The 16,283-nt window shown below is 58.2% G+C and carries 12 protein-coding genes; 8 read left to right on the forward strand and 4 right to left on the reverse strand.

What is annotated here, in order from left to right; translation table 11 throughout:
- Positions 1–209: 209 nt before the first annotated feature.
- Positions 210–2,018, forward strand: a complete 1,809-nt coding sequence (locus AB4N82_RS00890; RefSeq protein ID WP_032885994.1) for a di-heme-cytochrome C peroxidase — start codon at positions 210–212, stop codon at positions 2,016–2,018.
- On the forward strand, positions 2,015–3,181 hold the full coding sequence (locus AB4N82_RS00895) for a catalase family protein (RefSeq protein WP_122752742.1): 1,167 nt from the start codon (positions 2,015–2,017) through the stop codon (positions 3,179–3,181). Before AB4N82_RS00890 ends, AB4N82_RS00895 begins: the two co-directional genes overlap by 4 nt.
- A gap of 266 nt (positions 3,182–3,447) precedes the next feature.
- Here the strand turns inward: AB4N82_RS00895 and AB4N82_RS00900 are convergent, their stop codons facing one another.
- The 3 genes from AB4N82_RS00900 to AB4N82_RS00910 form a co-directional block, all read right to left on the reverse strand.
- Positions 3,448–4,815, reverse strand: coding sequence for a glutamine synthetase family protein (locus tag AB4N82_RS00900; protein ID WP_122764336.1), 1,368 nt, complete (start codon positions 4,813–4,815; stop codon positions 3,448–3,450).
- Positions 4,816–4,884: 69 nt separating this feature from the next.
- Positions 4,885–6,285, reverse strand: coding sequence for an aspartate aminotransferase family protein (locus AB4N82_RS00905; RefSeq protein WP_122680071.1), 1,401 nt, complete (start codon positions 6,283–6,285; stop codon positions 4,885–4,887).
- Positions 6,286–6,453: 168 nt separating this feature from the next.
- A complete protein-coding gene (locus AB4N82_RS00910; RefSeq protein ID WP_460105106.1) occupies positions 6,454–7,176 on the reverse strand; it encodes an SDR family NAD(P)-dependent oxidoreductase in 723 nt (240 codons plus the stop codon).
- A 167-nt stretch (positions 7,177–7,343) separates the two neighbouring features.
- On the opposite strand from AB4N82_RS00910, the gene AB4N82_RS00915 reads away from it, so the two are divergent.
- Positions 7,344–8,249 carry a LysR family transcriptional regulator gene (locus AB4N82_RS00915; protein WP_032885989.1) on the forward strand — a complete coding sequence of 302 codons (906 nt, stop codon included), beginning with the start codon at positions 7,344–7,346 and terminating at the stop codon, positions 8,247–8,249.
- Between the two features lie 22 nt (positions 8,250–8,271).
- Here the strand turns inward: AB4N82_RS00915 and AB4N82_RS00920 are convergent, their stop codons facing one another.
- Complete coding sequence (locus AB4N82_RS00920) at positions 8,272–9,162, reverse strand: LysR family transcriptional regulator (RefSeq protein ID WP_032885988.1); 891 nt, start codon at positions 9,160–9,162, stop codon at positions 8,272–8,274.
- A 165-nt stretch (positions 9,163–9,327) separates the two neighbouring features.
- Here AB4N82_RS00920 and AB4N82_RS00925 point away from each other — a divergent pair, with 165 nt between their 5' ends.
- The 5 genes from AB4N82_RS00925 to AB4N82_RS00945 all read left to right on the forward strand — a co-directional run bounded on the left by AB4N82_RS00925 (position 9,328) and on the right by AB4N82_RS00945 (position 16,282).
- Positions 9,328–10,410: a 4-oxalomesaconate tautomerase gene (locus tag AB4N82_RS00925; RefSeq protein WP_032885987.1), complete on the forward strand. Its 1,083-nt coding sequence runs from the start codon at positions 9,328–9,330 to the stop codon at positions 10,408–10,410.
- Positions 10,411–10,453: 43 nt separating this feature from the next.
- On the forward strand, positions 10,454–11,767 hold the full coding sequence (locus AB4N82_RS00930; RefSeq protein ID WP_032885986.1) for a dicarboxylate/amino acid:cation symporter: 1,314 nt from the start codon (positions 10,454–10,456) through the stop codon (positions 11,765–11,767).
- A gap of 135 nt (positions 11,768–11,902) precedes the next feature.
- Positions 11,903–13,207, forward strand: coding sequence for a citrate:proton symporter (locus AB4N82_RS00935; protein ID WP_122764337.1), 1,305 nt, complete (start codon positions 11,903–11,905; stop codon positions 13,205–13,207).
- A gap of 91 nt (positions 13,208–13,298) precedes the next feature.
- Positions 13,299–14,552, forward strand: coding sequence for an OprD family porin (locus AB4N82_RS00940; protein ID WP_095184287.1), 1,254 nt, complete (start codon positions 13,299–13,301; stop codon positions 14,550–14,552).
- Positions 14,553–14,611: 59 nt separating this feature from the next.
- Entirely contained in the window at positions 14,612–16,282 is a 1,671-nt protein-coding gene (locus tag AB4N82_RS00945) for a methyl-accepting chemotaxis protein (protein ID WP_122764338.1), read from the forward strand.
- Position 16,283 lies beyond the last annotated feature (1 nt).

A 16,283-nucleotide genomic window follows, 5' to 3' on the forward strand; every position in this document is an offset into this window, starting at 1 on the left:
AAAGTCGCGAGCTTATCAGGCGGCCACGACCAATGGCTACCGGCATGTGAGCAGGAAACTTCCGATAAGTTCACGTGTTTAAAAGCATTTTCATTCATGATGGGCGTCCGCGACGGATCGCGGGACCGCCTCTCATAAGGCTCATGGCCACTTGCCGCACTTATGGCGTAGTGGCATAACAACGCTACAACTCGACAAGGATAGTTATCTTGCGCATTTTTTCCCGTGTTTTACTCCTGATATTCGCCATTCTGGTCCTATCACTGGCCGTGGTGCTCTATTACACCGTTAACCCCAAGCTACCGAACTACGTGCCCGTGGAGCAGGTGCACTATCAGGATCAATGGAGCGCCGCCGACCGCCAGACCTATTACTTCACGCCCCAAGGCACCCAGGTAAAAGGCCTGCATTACGACTGGTTCACCGCCTTGGAGCTGCCGTTCTCCGAGGGACGTTTTGCCACGCCAGAGTACCTGGCGCGCTTCGGTTTCCTTGTGGATCCCAAGCAAGTGCCCACCGCGCAAAACCCCGGCAACCTGCCGGTAGGTTTTGCCCGACATAAAAACGCGGGCAGCAACGTTGAGTACTTGGACATCACCTGCGCCGCCTGCCACACCGGCGAGCTGCACTTCAAGGGTCAGGCCCTGCGGATTGACGGCGGCTCGGCCCAGCATGTGCTGCCCTCCAGCGTGCCGACACTACGCGGCGGCAGCTTTGGCCAGGCCTTGGTCGCCAGCCTCGCAGCGACTTATTACAACCCATGGAAATTCGAACGCTTCGCCCGTCAGGTGCTGGGTGATCGTTACGACGCCGAACACAGCCAACTGCGCCAGGACTTCAAGCAGTCGCTGAACAAGTTCCTAAAAGTCGCCTGGAACGATACACACCGCGGCCTCTACCCCACCGAAGAAGGGCCGGGCCGTACCGACGCGTTTGGCCGCATTGCCAATGCCAGCTTCGGCGATGCCATCTCCCCGGAAAATTATCGCGTCGCCAACGCACCTGTGGACTACCCACAGCTGTGGGATATCTGGACCTTCGACTGGGTGCAATGGAACGGCTCGGCCCAGCAACCGATGGCACGGAATATCGGCGAAGCCCTCGGTGTGGGGGCGACCCTGACGTTTTTCGATGGCGCTGGCCAACCGCTTCAAGGCGATGCGCGTTACCCGTCCAGCGTACGAGTGCGCGACCTCCACCTGATCGAAGAAACCTTGCAACGCCTCAAACCGCCCACCTGGCCCGAAGAATTGTTCGGGCCTATCGACAAGCCCCTCGCCGCTCAGGGCCGCGCGCTGTTCGCCGAGAACTGCGCCGGCTGCCACGTGCCCACCGTCAGCCAGGAAGGTGGCCGCCCTGTGCAGACACTGAAAATGCTGCCGGTGGACTACATCGGTACCGACCCCGGCACCGCCACCAACATCGCAGACCAGCGCTATGACCTCAGCGCCCTGCAATGGGACCCTGCGGAGCTGTCCAAGCTGAATGTCCAATTGCACCCGACGCCAACCGAACCCCTGGACCTGAAAAAAATGTCCGTGGCCAAGGGCCTGGCGTATGTCACCGCCTTCGTCGAAGACCACGCTTACCGCGCCGCCGGTGTCACACCGGCCGAACGCCCGCGCCTGGATGGTTTTGGCCTTCCGATTGGCGTGCGCGAGCTGCGTGCCTACAAGGCCCGTCCACTGGCGGGCGTGTGGGCCACCCCGCCATTCCTGCATAACGGTTCGGTGCCGACGATCTACCAACTGCTCTCGCCCCAGGACGAGCGCAGCACCACGTTCTATAAAGGCACCTTCGACTACGACCCTCGCCATCTCGGCTTCGAGACTGCGGCGTTCAAGAATGCTTTTCTGTTCGATACCAAAATTACCGGCAACCACAACAGCGGCCACGAATTCCGTGCAGGCGCTCGTGGCAAAGGCGTCATCGGCCGTGGCCTGCAGCCGCAGGAACGCTGGGCGCTGCTGGAATACCTCAAAGTGCTGGGCGGCCCGCTGGAGCAACAATTGCCATGATGATTCGATCTCGATACGACCAACCGTCCCTGCTCGCCCGCCTGTGGCTGCGCATTGGTAGGTTTCTCGGCAAGACCCTGTTGTGGCTGGTCGGACTGGGCTTGCTCGGCTGGCTGGCCGCTACCGCCTGGTATGCCTGGCAGCACAGCGGGCCGGTGTCGCCGGATGAACACGTCCCGGCAGGTGAAGCCGCGATGACTCAGGGCATCATCCAGACGGCAGTGCGCATCGTTGACCAGCACCGCGAAGGCACGCGCTACCTGCGCGATGCCCATGCCAAGGCCCACGGCTGCGTGAAGGCCGAAGTCAGCGTACTGGCGGATCTCGACCCGGCATTACGCCAGGGTGTATTCGCCGAACCGGGCAAGACCTGGCAGGCCATGATGCGGTTGTCCAACGGCAACGCCTACCCGCAGTTCGACAGCATTCGCGATGCCCGGGGCATGGCGCTCAAGCTGTTGGACGTGCCGGGCAAACAACTGCTGGCCGACCAGCAGACCCGCACGGAACAGGACTTCGTGATGTTTAGCCATCCGAACTTCTTTGTCAGCGATGTGGCGGAATACGCGCAGAACATCGGCGCCCAGGCCGATGGCAAAAAAGTCTTGGCGTTCTTCCCCAAGGCTGACCCACGCACTTGGCAGGTGCGTCATCTATTTATCGCCCTGGCAACCCTGGCACCAGCCCCGGCAAGCCCGACGCAAACTACGTATTTCTCGGTATCGCCCTACAAGTTCGGCGCGGCGAATGCCAAGTTCCGCGTGGCGCCAGACCCGCAGAGCTGCCCGGAATACGTCCTGCCCAAACAGAACCAGGACCTGCCGAACTTCCTGCGCAGCGCCCTGAGCCAGCAGTTGTCCACGGACCGCGTCCCGGCGTGTTTCGTGCTGCAGATCCAGCGGCAGAACCCGCAGAAATTCATGCCGATCGAAGACACCAGCATCGAGTGGAAAGAAAGCGATGCGGCCTATGAAAGCGTGGCCAAGGTGCGGATCCCTGCTCAGGATTTCGATACACCTGAACTGAACCTGGCATGTGACAACCAGTCATTCAACCCGTGGTTCGGCGTGGAAGAACACCGCCCTATCGGTGGTATCAACCGCTTGCGCAAGGCGGTGTACGAGGCCGTCAGCGATTACCGCCACAGCCGCAACGCCCCGTAAAGAGTGCGTAATAATGGGCCCGGCGTCGTAAGGATTGCGTCGGGTCTATTGAGGCGCTTTCGCCGTAACTCTACCGTGGACGCCTACTCCATCACGTAGGACGCCCATCGTGGAAAACTCAACCCTAGGCATGATCGTGCTGACCATAATCGCCGTGTTCGGCACGGCCTCTTTTTGCTTCGAGCATTTGGCCACGCGCCAGCCACGCAAGAAAAAGGTCAGGTAGCCTCAGCGGTCCGTTTCAAGTCGTCCTGACGGGTCGACATTCATGCGTGAGTGAGGTACCAGCGCCAGTCCTGCTCTCCGACTTCAGCATTGAATTGACGGAACTCGCGCCACTTGATTGCCAGGAACACCTTCAGGAATTCAGCGCCCAGCGCCTCACGTGCCCAGGTTGAGCGTTGCAGTGCCTGCAACGCTGTCAGCCAGTCGGTGGGTAGAAAATCGGTCGCCTGTTCATAGCCATTCCCCACAATCGCCGCGCCGGGATCGCTTTGATGAGTGATGCCGTGGTGAATACCCGCCAGTAACGCGGCAGCGGCGAGATAGGGGTTGGCATCGGCACCGCAAATGCGGTGTTCGATGTGCCGACTGATGGCGGGGCCGCTGGGCACGCGGAACGACACCGTACGGTTGTTGACGCCCCAACTCTTAGCCAGCGGCGCGTAACTACCGGTCTGGAAGCGTCGATAGGAATTGGCATGGGGGCAAAATATCGCCAGCGAGTCAAACAAGGTCTCCATCATCCCGCCGATGGAGTGCCGCAACAGTGGCGTACCCTGTGGGTCTTCACTCGCATACAGGTTATTCCCGTGCTCGTCGGCCAGGCTGACGTGCAGGTGCATACCGCTGCCGGCCTGATCGCTGAATGGCTTGGCCATGAAGCACGCTTGCAGCCCATGTTTGTTGGCCACCCCCTTGACCAGGCGTTTGTAACGTACGCCTTCATCAATGGCCTGGAGTGCGTCGAAACGATGCTCCAGCGTCAACTCGACCTGGCCTGGCGCGTACTCGGATATCGCCGTACGTACCGGCAACCCCTGCAGCGCGCACGCCGCGTAGAGGTCATCAAGAAACGGTTGAAGCTGCTCCAGCTCGTATACGCCATAGACCTGTGGAGCAACAGGGCGTACGCCATTGGTCTGCAACGCCGGCTGCGGCCGACCGTTGACGTCGCGTTGTCGGTCCAGCAGGTAGAACTCCAACTCAACGGCCATGACCGGATGGAATCCATCGGCTTTCAGCCGCTCAATGGTGTTCACCAGTACGTGGCGCGGGTCCGCCGGTGCGGCGGGAATACCTTGGGTCGGGTGCATGCTCACCTGCACTTGACCGGTGGGGTTGGTGCGCCAGGGTTGCAAGGTCAGGCTTCCCGCCAAGGGGTACGTCCAACAATCGGCGTCAGCAACATCCCAGACCAAGCCTGTGTCTTCTACGTCTTCACCCTGCACGGTCAAGGCGAGAATGGAGCTTGGCAATGGCCGACCATTTTCGTAGATCGCCAGCAGTTCGTCGCGATGCAACAATTTGCCCCGTGGAACGCCATTCGCGTCGATAAGGAACAACTCGATGCTCAGCACTTCAGGGTGGGCGGCCAGATAATCTACGGCCTCTTTTTTATCCGCAAATTGCATGTCAAACCTCTTAGCGCTTATTCAAGCGACTGGCAGTATTTAAGAACAATGGCGTTTTCAGACGTGCAGTTATGAAGCGATAACCCGCGCGCCAGGTAGGGCAAGCAGGGTGGTCAGCGCGTTATCCAACTCAGCGATCAGCCTGTCGATATCCGCATCACTTGTTTGCGGACAGCACAGGGTCATGTTGTGAAAAGGCGTGATCAGGATTCCGCGGTTGATGAGATAAAGATGCAGCGCCATTTGAAGGCTGTCATGAAAAGCCGCCTCGGCTTGCGCGCCTGTTCTTGGCGAGGTAGCACAGAATTGAAACTCACAACGCGCGCCCAACTCTGTGACAGACCAGTTCAGTTGGTGCCGCTTGAACAACTCTCGAAATCCCTGGGCCAGCCTTGAGGCCAGGGGCAACATGTGCTCGTATGCAGACTCTGTCATGACCTCTTCAAGACTGACGCGCATGCAACGCATCGCCAGGGCATTGGCGGACAGCGTCGTTCCCATGCCACTGTGGCCATGCCCGCCGCTCTCCTCGCTGATGGTCTTCTGGACGTCGCGCATAGCCGAGGCGACTGGCTCGCTAACGCCAAACACCGCGCAAGGCACGCCACCTGCAATGGGTTTACCCACCACGAAAAAGTCGGGTTTCAAATCCCACTGGCGAGTGCATCCACCGAGGCCGGTGGAAATAGTGTGGGTCTCATCAATGACCAACAGGCTGCCATATTTAAGGGTCAGCTCTCGGCACTTTTGCATGAACCCCGGATCCGGCAGGACCATGCCAATGTTCGTCATCGCCGGCTCGCACATCAGCGCGCACACATCGCCCTGGGCTAACGCCGCCTCCAGTGCGGCGACATCGTTGAAGGGGATGGATCGACTGTATTGGCTCAAGTCGTAGGCTTGGCCCACAAGACCTGAACGGTGCACTGTTTTGCCGTCGCGGTAGCGCACCATCACGTCATCCACGGTGCCGTGGTAGCAGCCATCGAACACCAGCAAGACGTTGCGCTGGGTGATCGCGCGCGCCCAGCGCAGCACATACCGGTTGGCGTCAGTCGCATTGGCGGTCACTTGCCAGTAAGGCAGCTTGAATCGCCGAGCCAGCAACTCGCCGCAGACCACCGCGTCTTCGCCCGGCAGCATCGTGGTCAAGCCATTATTCGCCTGCTCGGTTATGGCGCGGACAATAGGATCAGGTGAATGACCAAACATCGTGCCGGTGTCGCCAAGGCAAAAGTCTATGTATTCATGCCCGTCAACGTCGGTGAAGCGCGCCCCTTTTGCACGCTGTACGAAGAGCGGCGAAGGCATCGACCAGTCGCTCATCCAGTGCATGGGCACACCGTTGAACAGATTCGCCTTGGCGCGCTCGGCCAGCGCCAGTGAAGTTGGGTTGTTTTCTATAAACCGGGCACGCTCGGAGGCGGTAAAAGCAGCAATCGCTGATTCACTAATTCCACTTTTCGACATGATCAATACCCTATGTTAATTATCAACTTAATTAAAAGTCCGTTGCTGAATGACAGCCGGATACAGCTCAAAGAACTCAACGGTTCTTTGATACATCGCGCTTTTATAAATCTCGGTTATAGCCCCCGCCCAATATCGTGGATTGAGCGCGCTAAAGCGTATTCAAACTTAATAATCGCCGTGAGGGGCTTTGTTCTCGACCAGACAGTTACCGCCATCCACTACGAGGACTTCCCCAGTGATGTAACTGGCGTCAGGCGATGCCAGAAATGCAACCGCCGCCGCCACTTCGCGGGGGCTGCCTGCGCGCCCAATCGGGGTGAAGCGCCCCGCCTCGGCTTCAACGGGCGTGGTTGAGCCCGTGGTGATCCAGCCGGGGGCCACGCTGTTGACGGTAATCCCCTGCTTGGCGACTTCAAGCGCAAGCCCCATGTTCATGCCCACCATCGCTGCCTTGGCGGCGCTATAAGCGGCTTCCCCCGGATTGCTCCCTCGGGTGCCCGTGGTGGAACTGATATTGACAATGCGCCCGTAACTTCTCGCCCTCATACCGGGCAAAACGGCCCGTGTCAGAAGAAAAGCGGTCGTTACGTTTCTGGCCAGTGAAAGATTCCACTCATGCAGTTCCATCGTTGCCAATTCCGAGAAAACTTCAGGGCTTCCTTGCATGGACATACCGGCATTGTTCACCAGAATATCGACCCGCCCCCAGACTGACGCGGCCCATAGGCCGAATTCACGCACCTGACGTTCATCGGTTAGGTCAGTTGCCCGGCCTTCAACTTCAAACCCTTCTGCGAGTAACTCTTTAACTCGATCCTCGATGCGGTTGCTGCTAGCGGTGATGATCAATCTCGCGCCCGCTGCACCCAGCCTGCGTGCGATCGCCATACCAATACCCGCTTCACTTCCGGCACCACTGATAAGTGCCACTTGCCCCCCTCAAATCAGTATTTAACATGGTGTTCCCCACGTACTTAACTTGTAATAGAAGTGGAAATTAGGCTAATAAATCTGATAAATAAAGACGATCATCATCAGAAAATCTGACAACCACCATGGCGTTTACCAGTGAGTCACTGAAAGTTTTCCTTGCGGTTGTCGACAGCGGCTCCTTTTCTGCCGCCGCACGCAAATTGGGCCGGGTACCCTCGGCCATCAACATGGCGGTGTCGCAGCTTGAAGCAGAGCTGGATTTATTACTTTTTGACCGATCAACCCGCAAAGCCATTCCTACAGCCGCCGCCAAAGCACTTGAGCCCCAGGCACGACAGGTCGCCAGCCAGCTAAACCTGCTGGACGCCCATGCTCTCCAGCTTCATCAAGGGTTGGAGGAGCGCCTGGTCCTTGCGATGGCGCCGGAGTTGCAAACAGGCGTATGGAATCGTCCGCTGTCCATTATCGCCAGCGAGTTCCCCACGCTTGAAATCGAGATTCGCTCCGCGTCCCATCCGGAAGCGATGCGCATGCTCCATGAGGGACGTGTGCAATTGGCACTTGGATTTGAACGACCAGGGCTCGACGAGCGCGAGACGTTTCTTGAGGCGGGAAGCCAGTTGCTGGTGGCCGTTGCCTCTCCTGATCATCCTGCCGCCGCCGGCAAGAAAAGCCCCTTAAGTGAAGAGCAACTGGTCAACGTTCGGCAGATCATCGTGGCCACTGGAGGACCTACCGACTCTGATCCACGTGTTGTGCTGTCACGGCGCATTTGGCACAGCGACAATTACCTGGCAACGCTGGACCTGGTGCAGCAAGGATTGGGCTGGGCTTATCTTCCACAGCCGCTGGTACAACCCTTAATCACTTCGGGTGCATTGACGGAGGTGGTGTTTGACTACATGCCAAGTCAGATGCGGTTATGGGTCGATATCATCTGGGTAAAGAACCGCCCCCTGGGGCTGGCAGCGAGTCGCTACCTGAGCCTGATGCGCAAGATTGCCGAGGGCGAGCCGCGTCGTGTTTGAGAAAAAATACTCGCCGTATGGCTCATTGCGGCCACTGCTCAAGCAGTATCGAGACGAATTTTTCCGCTGCCGGCGAGAGCGATGCCCCGCGGCGGTAGACCAGGCCCAATGAGCGGTTTACCACTGGCTCGATCAACGGGACGCTGACCAAAGTGGGATGATCTTCCGCCGGCATGGCCAGGCTCGGCATCGCCGAAACCCCCAGCCCAGCCTCCACCAGCCCCAGCGAAGTAGAGAGGTGCTGGACTTCGTAGAACCATTGCGGCCGCCAACTCAAGCCAGACAGCGCGTGATCGAGCAGCATCCGGTTACCGCTCAGGCGCCCTACCCCGATAAGACGGTAATCGCTCAATTCAGACCAGGTGACCGAACTGCGTCCGGCCAATTCATGATCACGCCGGCACGCCAATACAAAAGGTTCGCTGACCAATGGGACGAACTCAATGTCCGGGTGCTGCCCACTCATCATATTGATACCGAAGTCGGCTTCCCCGCGCAGTACCGCTTCAAGCCCCTCATTGGCACTCAAATCCAGTAGACGGATGCGGATTTTTGGATAGCGCTCGTTATACAGGCGGATCACTGAGGGCAAAAAATAGAATGCGGCAGTAGGGATGCACGCCAGGGTGACACGGCCAATCTGGCGTTCGGCCAATTCACGGATATTGAGAATCGACTCATCGAAGTCGTCCAGCAACCGACGTGCCTTTGGAAGAAAGTCACGGCCGACGCTCGTGAGGCTGACCTTGCGCGTGGTGCGATCAAGCAATGCGGTGCCCAACCCCTCTTCCAGCTTTTTTATCCGCCGACTGAGTGCGGGTTGAGACAGGTGCAAGGCATCAGCTGCTTCGTGAAAGCTCCCAAGTTCGGCGATTTTCACGAATGATCGGATATCGTTTAGCTCATATTCCATGTCTTATCTCGTCAGCAGAAGGCGTCAAAAAGAAATTCAGCGTAAATTTATCATTCGCAAAACGCAATAATCGCTTCAATTTTTGCATTTGAAACATTTTTTAAAGCTTGAGACTCTTGCTCCAAGAACATCAATTACACCGATTGATCAACAAGAGTCAGTGTCATGCAAAGAATTCCCTGTGTGCTGATGCGTGGTGGTACCTCAAAAGGTCCGGTTTTTCTCGACTGGGACTTGCCCGCAGCCGTTGAGGCCCGTGACGAACTGCTACTCAACCTGATGGGCTCCGGCCATGAACTGGAGATCGACGGAATTGGCGGTGGCAATCCGCAAACCAGCAAGGTTGCGATTGTCAGCCCTTCGCTGCACCCGGATGCGGACGTTGATTACTTGTTCGTTCAAGTGATGGTTTCACAACGCCGGGTCGACAGCGCACCCAACTGCGGCAACATGCTGTGCGCGGTTGGCCCGTTCGCCATCGAACAGGGCCTGGTCAAAGCCACCCAAGAGCGCACTCGTGTGCGTATTCGCAACGTAAACACTGGGACGTTCATCCATTCCGAGGTGTACACACCGAATGGCAAAGTCAGTTATGAGGGTGATACCGCCATTGATGGCGTGCCCGGTACCGCAGCGCCGGTGCAATTGACCTTCCTGGATGCAGCCGGCAGCAAGACTGGCAAACTCTTTCCCACCGGCAACACGCAAGACGTCATCGACGGCATTGCGGTGACCTGTATCGACATGGCGATGCCCATGGTGCTCGTCGAGGCCAGCCAACTGGGCAAGCGTGGCGATGAGACCCCTGCGGAACTGGACGCTGATAAAGACTTCCTGCGACGCCTTGAGACACTGCGGCTTCAGGCCGGCTTGGCCATGGGCTTAGGCGATGTCAGCAACAAGGTAATTCCCAAGCCGGTCCTGGTGTCGCCTGCGAAAGCCGGCGGTACGATTCAGGTTCGCTATTTCATGCCACACAGCTGCCACCGCGCGCTGGCCATTACGGGCTCGATTGGTTTAGCGACCGCGTGCGTGATAGAGGGCAGCATCGTCGCGCAGATGCTCGGCGGGATCAGTACGCCGCGCCTTGAAGCGGTGCGTATCGAACACCCGAGCGGCGGAATTGATGTCGTATTGTCCTACACCGGCGTCAACGGTGAGACAATTCAAGCGTCCGTCGTACGCACCGCGCGCAGGCTTTTTTCCGGTTACGTCTACGCCACTGACTCTCAGCGCCTCGCCGGATAATTCCGGCGGTCGTTGGCATTTTTGCATCCGCACAATTCTAAAAATGGGTGATGCCATGAAAGTTGTTAAATCGCTCTACTTCCAGATTCTCTGCGCCGTGGTGCTCGGCATCGTCGTCGGGCATTTCTGGGCCCAGCAGGCCATTGCACTCAAACCGCTGGGTGACGCGTTCATCAAACTTATCAAGATGATGATTGCCCCCGTGGTGTTCTGCACCATCGTCACCGGCATCGCCGGGATGAGCGACAAACGCTCGCTCGGACGCCTGCTCGGCAAAACCATGCTGCTGTTCTTCGTCCTGACGGTGATCAGCCTATTGATTGGCCTGGTCGCGGTGTACGTGTTCCAGCCGGGCGCCGGCATGAACATTGATCCCACCCAGTTGAGCACTAAAGGATTGGCCCAATACACGGAGTCGGCCGCAAAGCTTGGGGTTGTGGAGTTTTTCATGCACATCATTCCCGAGACTTTTATCGGCGCCTTCAGTAAAGGTGAGGTGTTGCCGGTGCTGTTTATTGCGGTGTTGTCCGGCTTTGCCTTGTCGTCGCTGGGCGAGCGTGGCAAACCGGTACTCGACGTGCTCGAATCCGCCTCGCAAATGGTCTTCAAGATCTTTTCTTACCTGATGCGTTTTGCACCGGTCGGCGCTTTTGGGGCCTTGGCGTTCACTGTCGGCCAGTACGGCATCACCTCGCTGGGTTCGCTGGCGAAGTTGATCATGACCTTGTACATCGCCTGCGGCTTTTTCGTCTTCGTGGTACTGGGTAGCATTTGCCGCGCCAACGGCTTCAGTCTGTGGAAACTGCTGCGCTACTTTCGGGAAGAGTTCCTGGTGGTACTCGGCACCTCTTCCACGGAACCTGTGATGCCGCGCATGCTGGAGAAACTCGAAGCACTGGGTTGCAAAAAAGGCGTCGTGGGCCTGGTACTGCCCACCGGCTACTCGTTCAACCTGGACGGCACGGCCATCTACCTCTCGTTGGCGGCGATTTTCATTGCCCAGGCCTGCAACATCGACCTGAGCCTGACGCAAATCATCACCATGTTGGCGATCATGCTGTTGTCCTCCAAAGGTGCCGCCGGCGTTACTGGCAGCGGGTTCGTGGCGCTTGCCTCGACCCTGACGGTCATTCACGACATCCCATTGGCCGGCCTGGCATTGCTGATCGGCGTTGACCGCTTCATGTCTGAAGCGCGCGCCCTGACCAGCCTGGCCAGTAACGCTGTAGCAACGGTAGTGATTTCGATGTCTGAAAACGCCTGCCACCGCGAAACGCTGAACCGGATGCTCGACGCAAAATCTTCCGAGGCACCAGGAAACGCCTGGAAAGATTTGAAGGTCGCCAAACGCGCCTAGAGAAAACCGGATAACACCTCCCCCCTGACTTGACTGACCCCCCTCCCCGCCAGGCGCCGTTGTGCCGCCCGGCGGGTCAGGGCTCGTGCGCCTCGGCGTCAGCCATTTTTACGATAACAACAAGAGAATCGTTCTATGCTCGCTTTCCTTGGCTTGGCCATGGTGGTCGTATTCACCTTCCTCATCATGACGAAACGCTTGTCGCCGATCGTCGCACTCACTGTGGTGCCTATTGTCTTCGCGGTCATAGGTGGCTTTGGCGGCACCACCGGCAAGATGATGCTAGACGGCCTGAAAATGGTCGCACCGTCTGCCGCACTGCTGTTGTTTGCCATCCTGTTCTTCGGCCTGATGATCGACGCAGGCTTGTTCGACCCGCTGATCCGCAAAATCCTGAAGCGGGTCAATGGCGACCCGATGAAGATCGCGGTAGGTACTGCCTTACTGTCGTTGCTGGTGGCTCTCGATGGCGACGGCACAACGACCTACATGATCACCTGCGCAGCGATGCTGCCGCTATATAAACGTATCGGCATGAACCCGATGATCCTCGCGACCATCTCCATGCTGTCGCTGAGCATCATGAGTGGCATGACGCCCTGGGGCGGCCCCGCGACACGGGCTATTGCCGCGCTGGGCCTGGATGCCGGTGAATACTTCGTGCCGTTGCTGCCGACCATGATCGGCGGTGCCCTGTGGGTGATCTTCACGGCCTTCATACTGGGTCGCGCAGAGCGCAAACGTATCGGCAACGTGCAACTGCAAAGCGGCGGCGGCGATTGCTACATCAACGCGATTCTTGAGGACACACCCCACAAACGTCCGAAGCTTGCCTATGTCAATCTGGTGCTGGTGATAGCAGTGATGGCGGCCCTGGTGATGGGGCTGATGCATTCCGCGATCCTGTTCCTGATCGGCTTCGTGCTCGCGCTGATGATCAACTACCCGCAATTGGACATTCAGAAAGAACGCATCCTGGCGCACTCGGGCAATGCCATGACTGTGGTGTTGCTGGTATTTGCCGCCGGGATCTTTGCCGGGATCTTCTCCGGCACAAAGATGGTGGATGCCCTGGCACAGACCCTCGTCGACTGGATCCCGCCGTCCTGGGGTCACCTGTTTCCATTGGTGGTTGCCATCACCAGCATGCCGCTGACCTTTGTACTGTCCAATGACGCTTACTATTTTGGTGTGGTGCCGATCCTGGCCAATGCCGCCGCCGCTTATGGCATCGACCCGCTTGAAATCGCGCGCGCCTCGATCCTGGGGCAGCCCGTTCACCTCATGAGTCCGCTGGTGGCCTCGACCCTGTTGCTGGTGGGCATGGTCGATCGCGATATTGGCGACTTCCAGAAGGCCACCGTCAAATGGGCCGTGCTGACCTCTCTGGTCGTCACCGCGCTGGCCTTGTTGACCGGGGCCATCAGCCTGTTCACCTGATTCACCCACAACCTCTGCTGCCTTCCATCGCGCCTCACTCACGAGGCGCGTGTCGCCCTGTACCCCAAATAACAACAACGAGTCATTTGCCATGAACCATGTGTATACCCGTCGGGCTTTGTTTTGCGCGTTAGGCCTGGTACCCGTCGCAGGGGCCAACGCCGAAGGTTTTATTGATGACAGCAAACTCAAGCTGCAACTGCGTAACGTGTATTTCAACGAGAACTTTCGCGACGAGCACGGCTTGAGCGCACGGGCTGCGCGCACCGCAAAAAGCGAACGCACCGAGTGGGCCCAGGGATTTCTGCTGGACTATCAGTCCGGATTTACCGCCGGCACCCTCGGCTTCGGCGTGGATGCCCTGGGGCTGTATGGCGTAAAGCTTGATTCAGGGCGCGGTCGCAGTGGTACCGGGCTTATGCCGGTGCATGATGACGGGCGAGCGGCCGACGAGTTTGCCAGCGCCGGCGCTACCGCAAAAGTCAGGTTCGCTAAAACCACCGTCAAGTACGGCACCTTGCTGCCCAAGACGCCGGTGCTGATTTACAACGATGCACGCTTGTTGCCCCAAACCTACCAGGGCACCCAGGTCAGCAGCACCGACATTGAGAACCTGACCGTCACCGGAGGGCATCTGGACCGTTTCAAATTACGGGACTCCACCGACAGCGTGCCGATCGTGCCTGATGGCTACAGCGGGGAAAAGTCGGGCGATTTCAATTACGCCGGGGCCGAGTACAAATGGGGTAAGAATGTTCGCCTGAGCTATTTCTACGGGGAGCTGGAGAACTTTTACCGACAGAACTTTGCCGGCATCCAGCACGACCTTCCGCTTGCCGGTGGCGTGCTGACCAGCGACCTGCGCTACTTCAACAGCGTTGATAGCGGCTCTGCCTACGCAGGCAAAATCGACAATGACATGCTCAGCGGCCAGTTGTCCTACGTGATCGCAGGCCATACCGTCGGAGGCGGCTACCAAACCCTTCGCGGTGATGCCGGTTTACCCTACATCAGCGGCGCAACCGTCTACTCATTCAGTAATGCGGGCATCGGCAAATTCATTGAGGAGGATGAGAAGACCTGGATGCTCAACTACGGGTACAACTTCGCCGCCGTCGGCGTGCCCGGCTTGACCTTTTCAACGCGCTACCTGAGCGGCAATGACGGCAAGTCCACGACCACGGTCAAGGAATGGGAGCGTGATACCGAGCTGGCTTACGTTGTGCAAGCCGGCACGTTCAAGGGGCTGGGCGTGCGCATGCGCAACTATGTCTACCGTTCTGAGTTCTCCCGCGGCCGCGACAGCAATCGCCTCTACCTCACCTATGACATCGCCCTTTGGTAAGTCGACGATCGCGGCCCTTGCGGCCGCGTTCATACAGATTCAGGTGAGGAACCCCAAGCATGCTGTTTAAAAACAAAGTACTGATGCTGGTGCTGGCCCCGGTGGTGCTGTTGTCCACGGTGCTGGCGCTGACAACGAGCACCACTCTGCTGTCGAGCGCCGAGCAAGAAGTCACGGTGACTCGGGAACGCCTGCTTGATGAAAGCCGGGAGCGCTTGAAAGACTACGCCAACCTTGCCCGAACCTCAGTAGCGGAACTGTATGCGCAGGCAGAGACGGGGGACAAAGCAACGCGTGCGCTGGCGATCGCGCGACTGTCCCAAATGAAGTATGGGGACGACGGCTATTTCATCGGTTACGACAGTCAGGTCGTACGCCTGTTTCGAGGCGACAGCCGCGAAGGCGTCGGCACTAACATGAGCGACCGCAAAGACAAGAATGGAATTTACCTGAACCGGGAAATGGTGGCCGCAGCGAAGAACGACACCCACTTCGTCAATTATTCAGGCGCCCTGATCAATACGGATAAAGTCGTTCCCAAGCTTGCTTACAGCTTTTACCTGCCTGCTTGGGACATGGTCGTGGTCACCGCGATTAACCTGGACAGTATCGAAAGCCAGGTTGCCAAAGTACGAGGGGAAATCCATCAGCGCGTGCGCAGCCTTGTCTATGGGATAACCGTCATCGCCTTGGTTGCGCTCGGAATCACCGGCGTGCTCGCCTTGTTATTGGTTAAAAGCAGCCTGCGCCCCCTGTCACGGATTCGTGAGCACCTTGATGAGATCGCAGCGGGCGAAGGCGATCTGACGCGGCGCTTACCCATCAGCCGCGACGAGTTCGGCCAGGTGGCCGTGTCGTTCAATGCCTTCGCGGATAAGATTCATGGGCTGGTCAGCCAGATCGTCGGCATGGCCCGAGAGTTGAATACATCGGTCACCCAAGTGGCCGAACAGAGCAAATGCATCGATAAGGTTATGGAACAGCAACGCCAGGAAACCGATCAGGTCGCCGCAGCAATTAATCAAATGTCATCCGCGGCGCAAGAGGTAGCCATCAGTGCTCAGAGCGCTTCAGATGCAGCAGGCGAAACCGATTTGCAGGCCCAGCACGCCAGGCAGGTCGTCAATGAAAGCATCGCCCGACTGGGCACCCTGACCGAGGACTTGTCCGCGGGAGGCGTCTCGTTGAAAAGCCTGCAAGGCGATGTAGAAGGCATTGTCACGGTGCTTGATGTCATCCGCTCGATCGCCGAACAAACCAACCTTCTGGCACTTAATGCCGCGATCGAAGCGGCACGAGCCGGGGACGCGGGGCGCGGATTTGCAGTGGTTGCCGATGAAGTACGCGCGCTGGCAAGCCGGACGCAGCTTAGTACCCAGGAAATTCAAGCGATGATCGAGCGCCTTAACCTGGCCACAACCAAGGTCGTCACTGCGATGAGCCATTCAGGCGCAGCAGGTCATGGTGCCAGCCTGCACGCGGAACAAGCCGGGCAATCGCTGGGCAAAGCGGTCGAGTTGATCGTCACTATCAATACGATGAACGCGCACATCGCCAGCGCCGCGCAAGAGCAGACGTCGGTCGCCGAAGAAATCAATCGGAGCGTCCATCAGATAGCCCACGCGATTGAAAACGTCGCAGACCAGACGCAAAGCGGCGTACACACAGTCGATGAACTGTACGCCATCGGTCATCGCCTTGAAGGCCTGTTGAGGCAATTCAAGATTTAAC

The sequence above is a fragment of the Pseudomonas sp. H1_D04 genome, assembly GCF_054683855.1.

Coding starts and splice junctions, on each gene's coding strand:
- AB4N82_RS00905 (WP_122680071.1), bottom strand. CDS start 6,285: ATGTCGAAAAGTGGAATTAGTGAATCAGCGATTGCTGCTTTTACCGCC.
- AB4N82_RS00910 (WP_460105106.1), bottom strand. CDS start 7,176: ATGGCGATCGCACGCAGGCTGGGTGCAGCGGGCGCGAGATTGATCATC.
- AB4N82_RS00920 (WP_032885988.1), bottom strand. CDS start 9,162: ATGGAATATGAGCTAAACGATATCCGATCATTCGTGAAAATCGCCGAA.
- AB4N82_RS00925 (WP_032885987.1), top strand. CDS start 9,328: ATGCAAAGAATTCCCTGTGTGCTGATGCGTGGTGGTACCTCAAAAGGT.
- AB4N82_RS00900 (WP_122764336.1), bottom strand. CDS start 4,815: ATGCAATTTGCGGATAAAAAAGAGGCCGTAGATTATCTGGCCGCCCAC.
- AB4N82_RS00895 (WP_122752742.1), top strand. CDS start 2,015: ATGATGATTCGATCTCGATACGACCAACCGTCCCTGCTCGCCCGCCTG.
- AB4N82_RS00930 (WP_032885986.1), top strand. CDS start 10,454: ATGGGTGATGCCATGAAAGTTGTTAAATCGCTCTACTTCCAGATTCTC.
- AB4N82_RS00940 (WP_095184287.1), top strand. CDS start 13,299: ATGAACCATGTGTATACCCGTCGGGCTTTGTTTTGCGCGTTAGGCCTG.
- AB4N82_RS00935 (WP_122764337.1), top strand. CDS start 11,903: ATGCTCGCTTTCCTTGGCTTGGCCATGGTGGTCGTATTCACCTTCCTC.
- AB4N82_RS00945 (WP_122764338.1), top strand. CDS start 14,612: ATGCTGTTTAAAAACAAAGTACTGATGCTGGTGCTGGCCCCGGTGGTG.
- AB4N82_RS00915 (WP_032885989.1), top strand. CDS start 7,344: ATGGCGTTTACCAGTGAGTCACTGAAAGTTTTCCTTGCGGTTGTCGAC.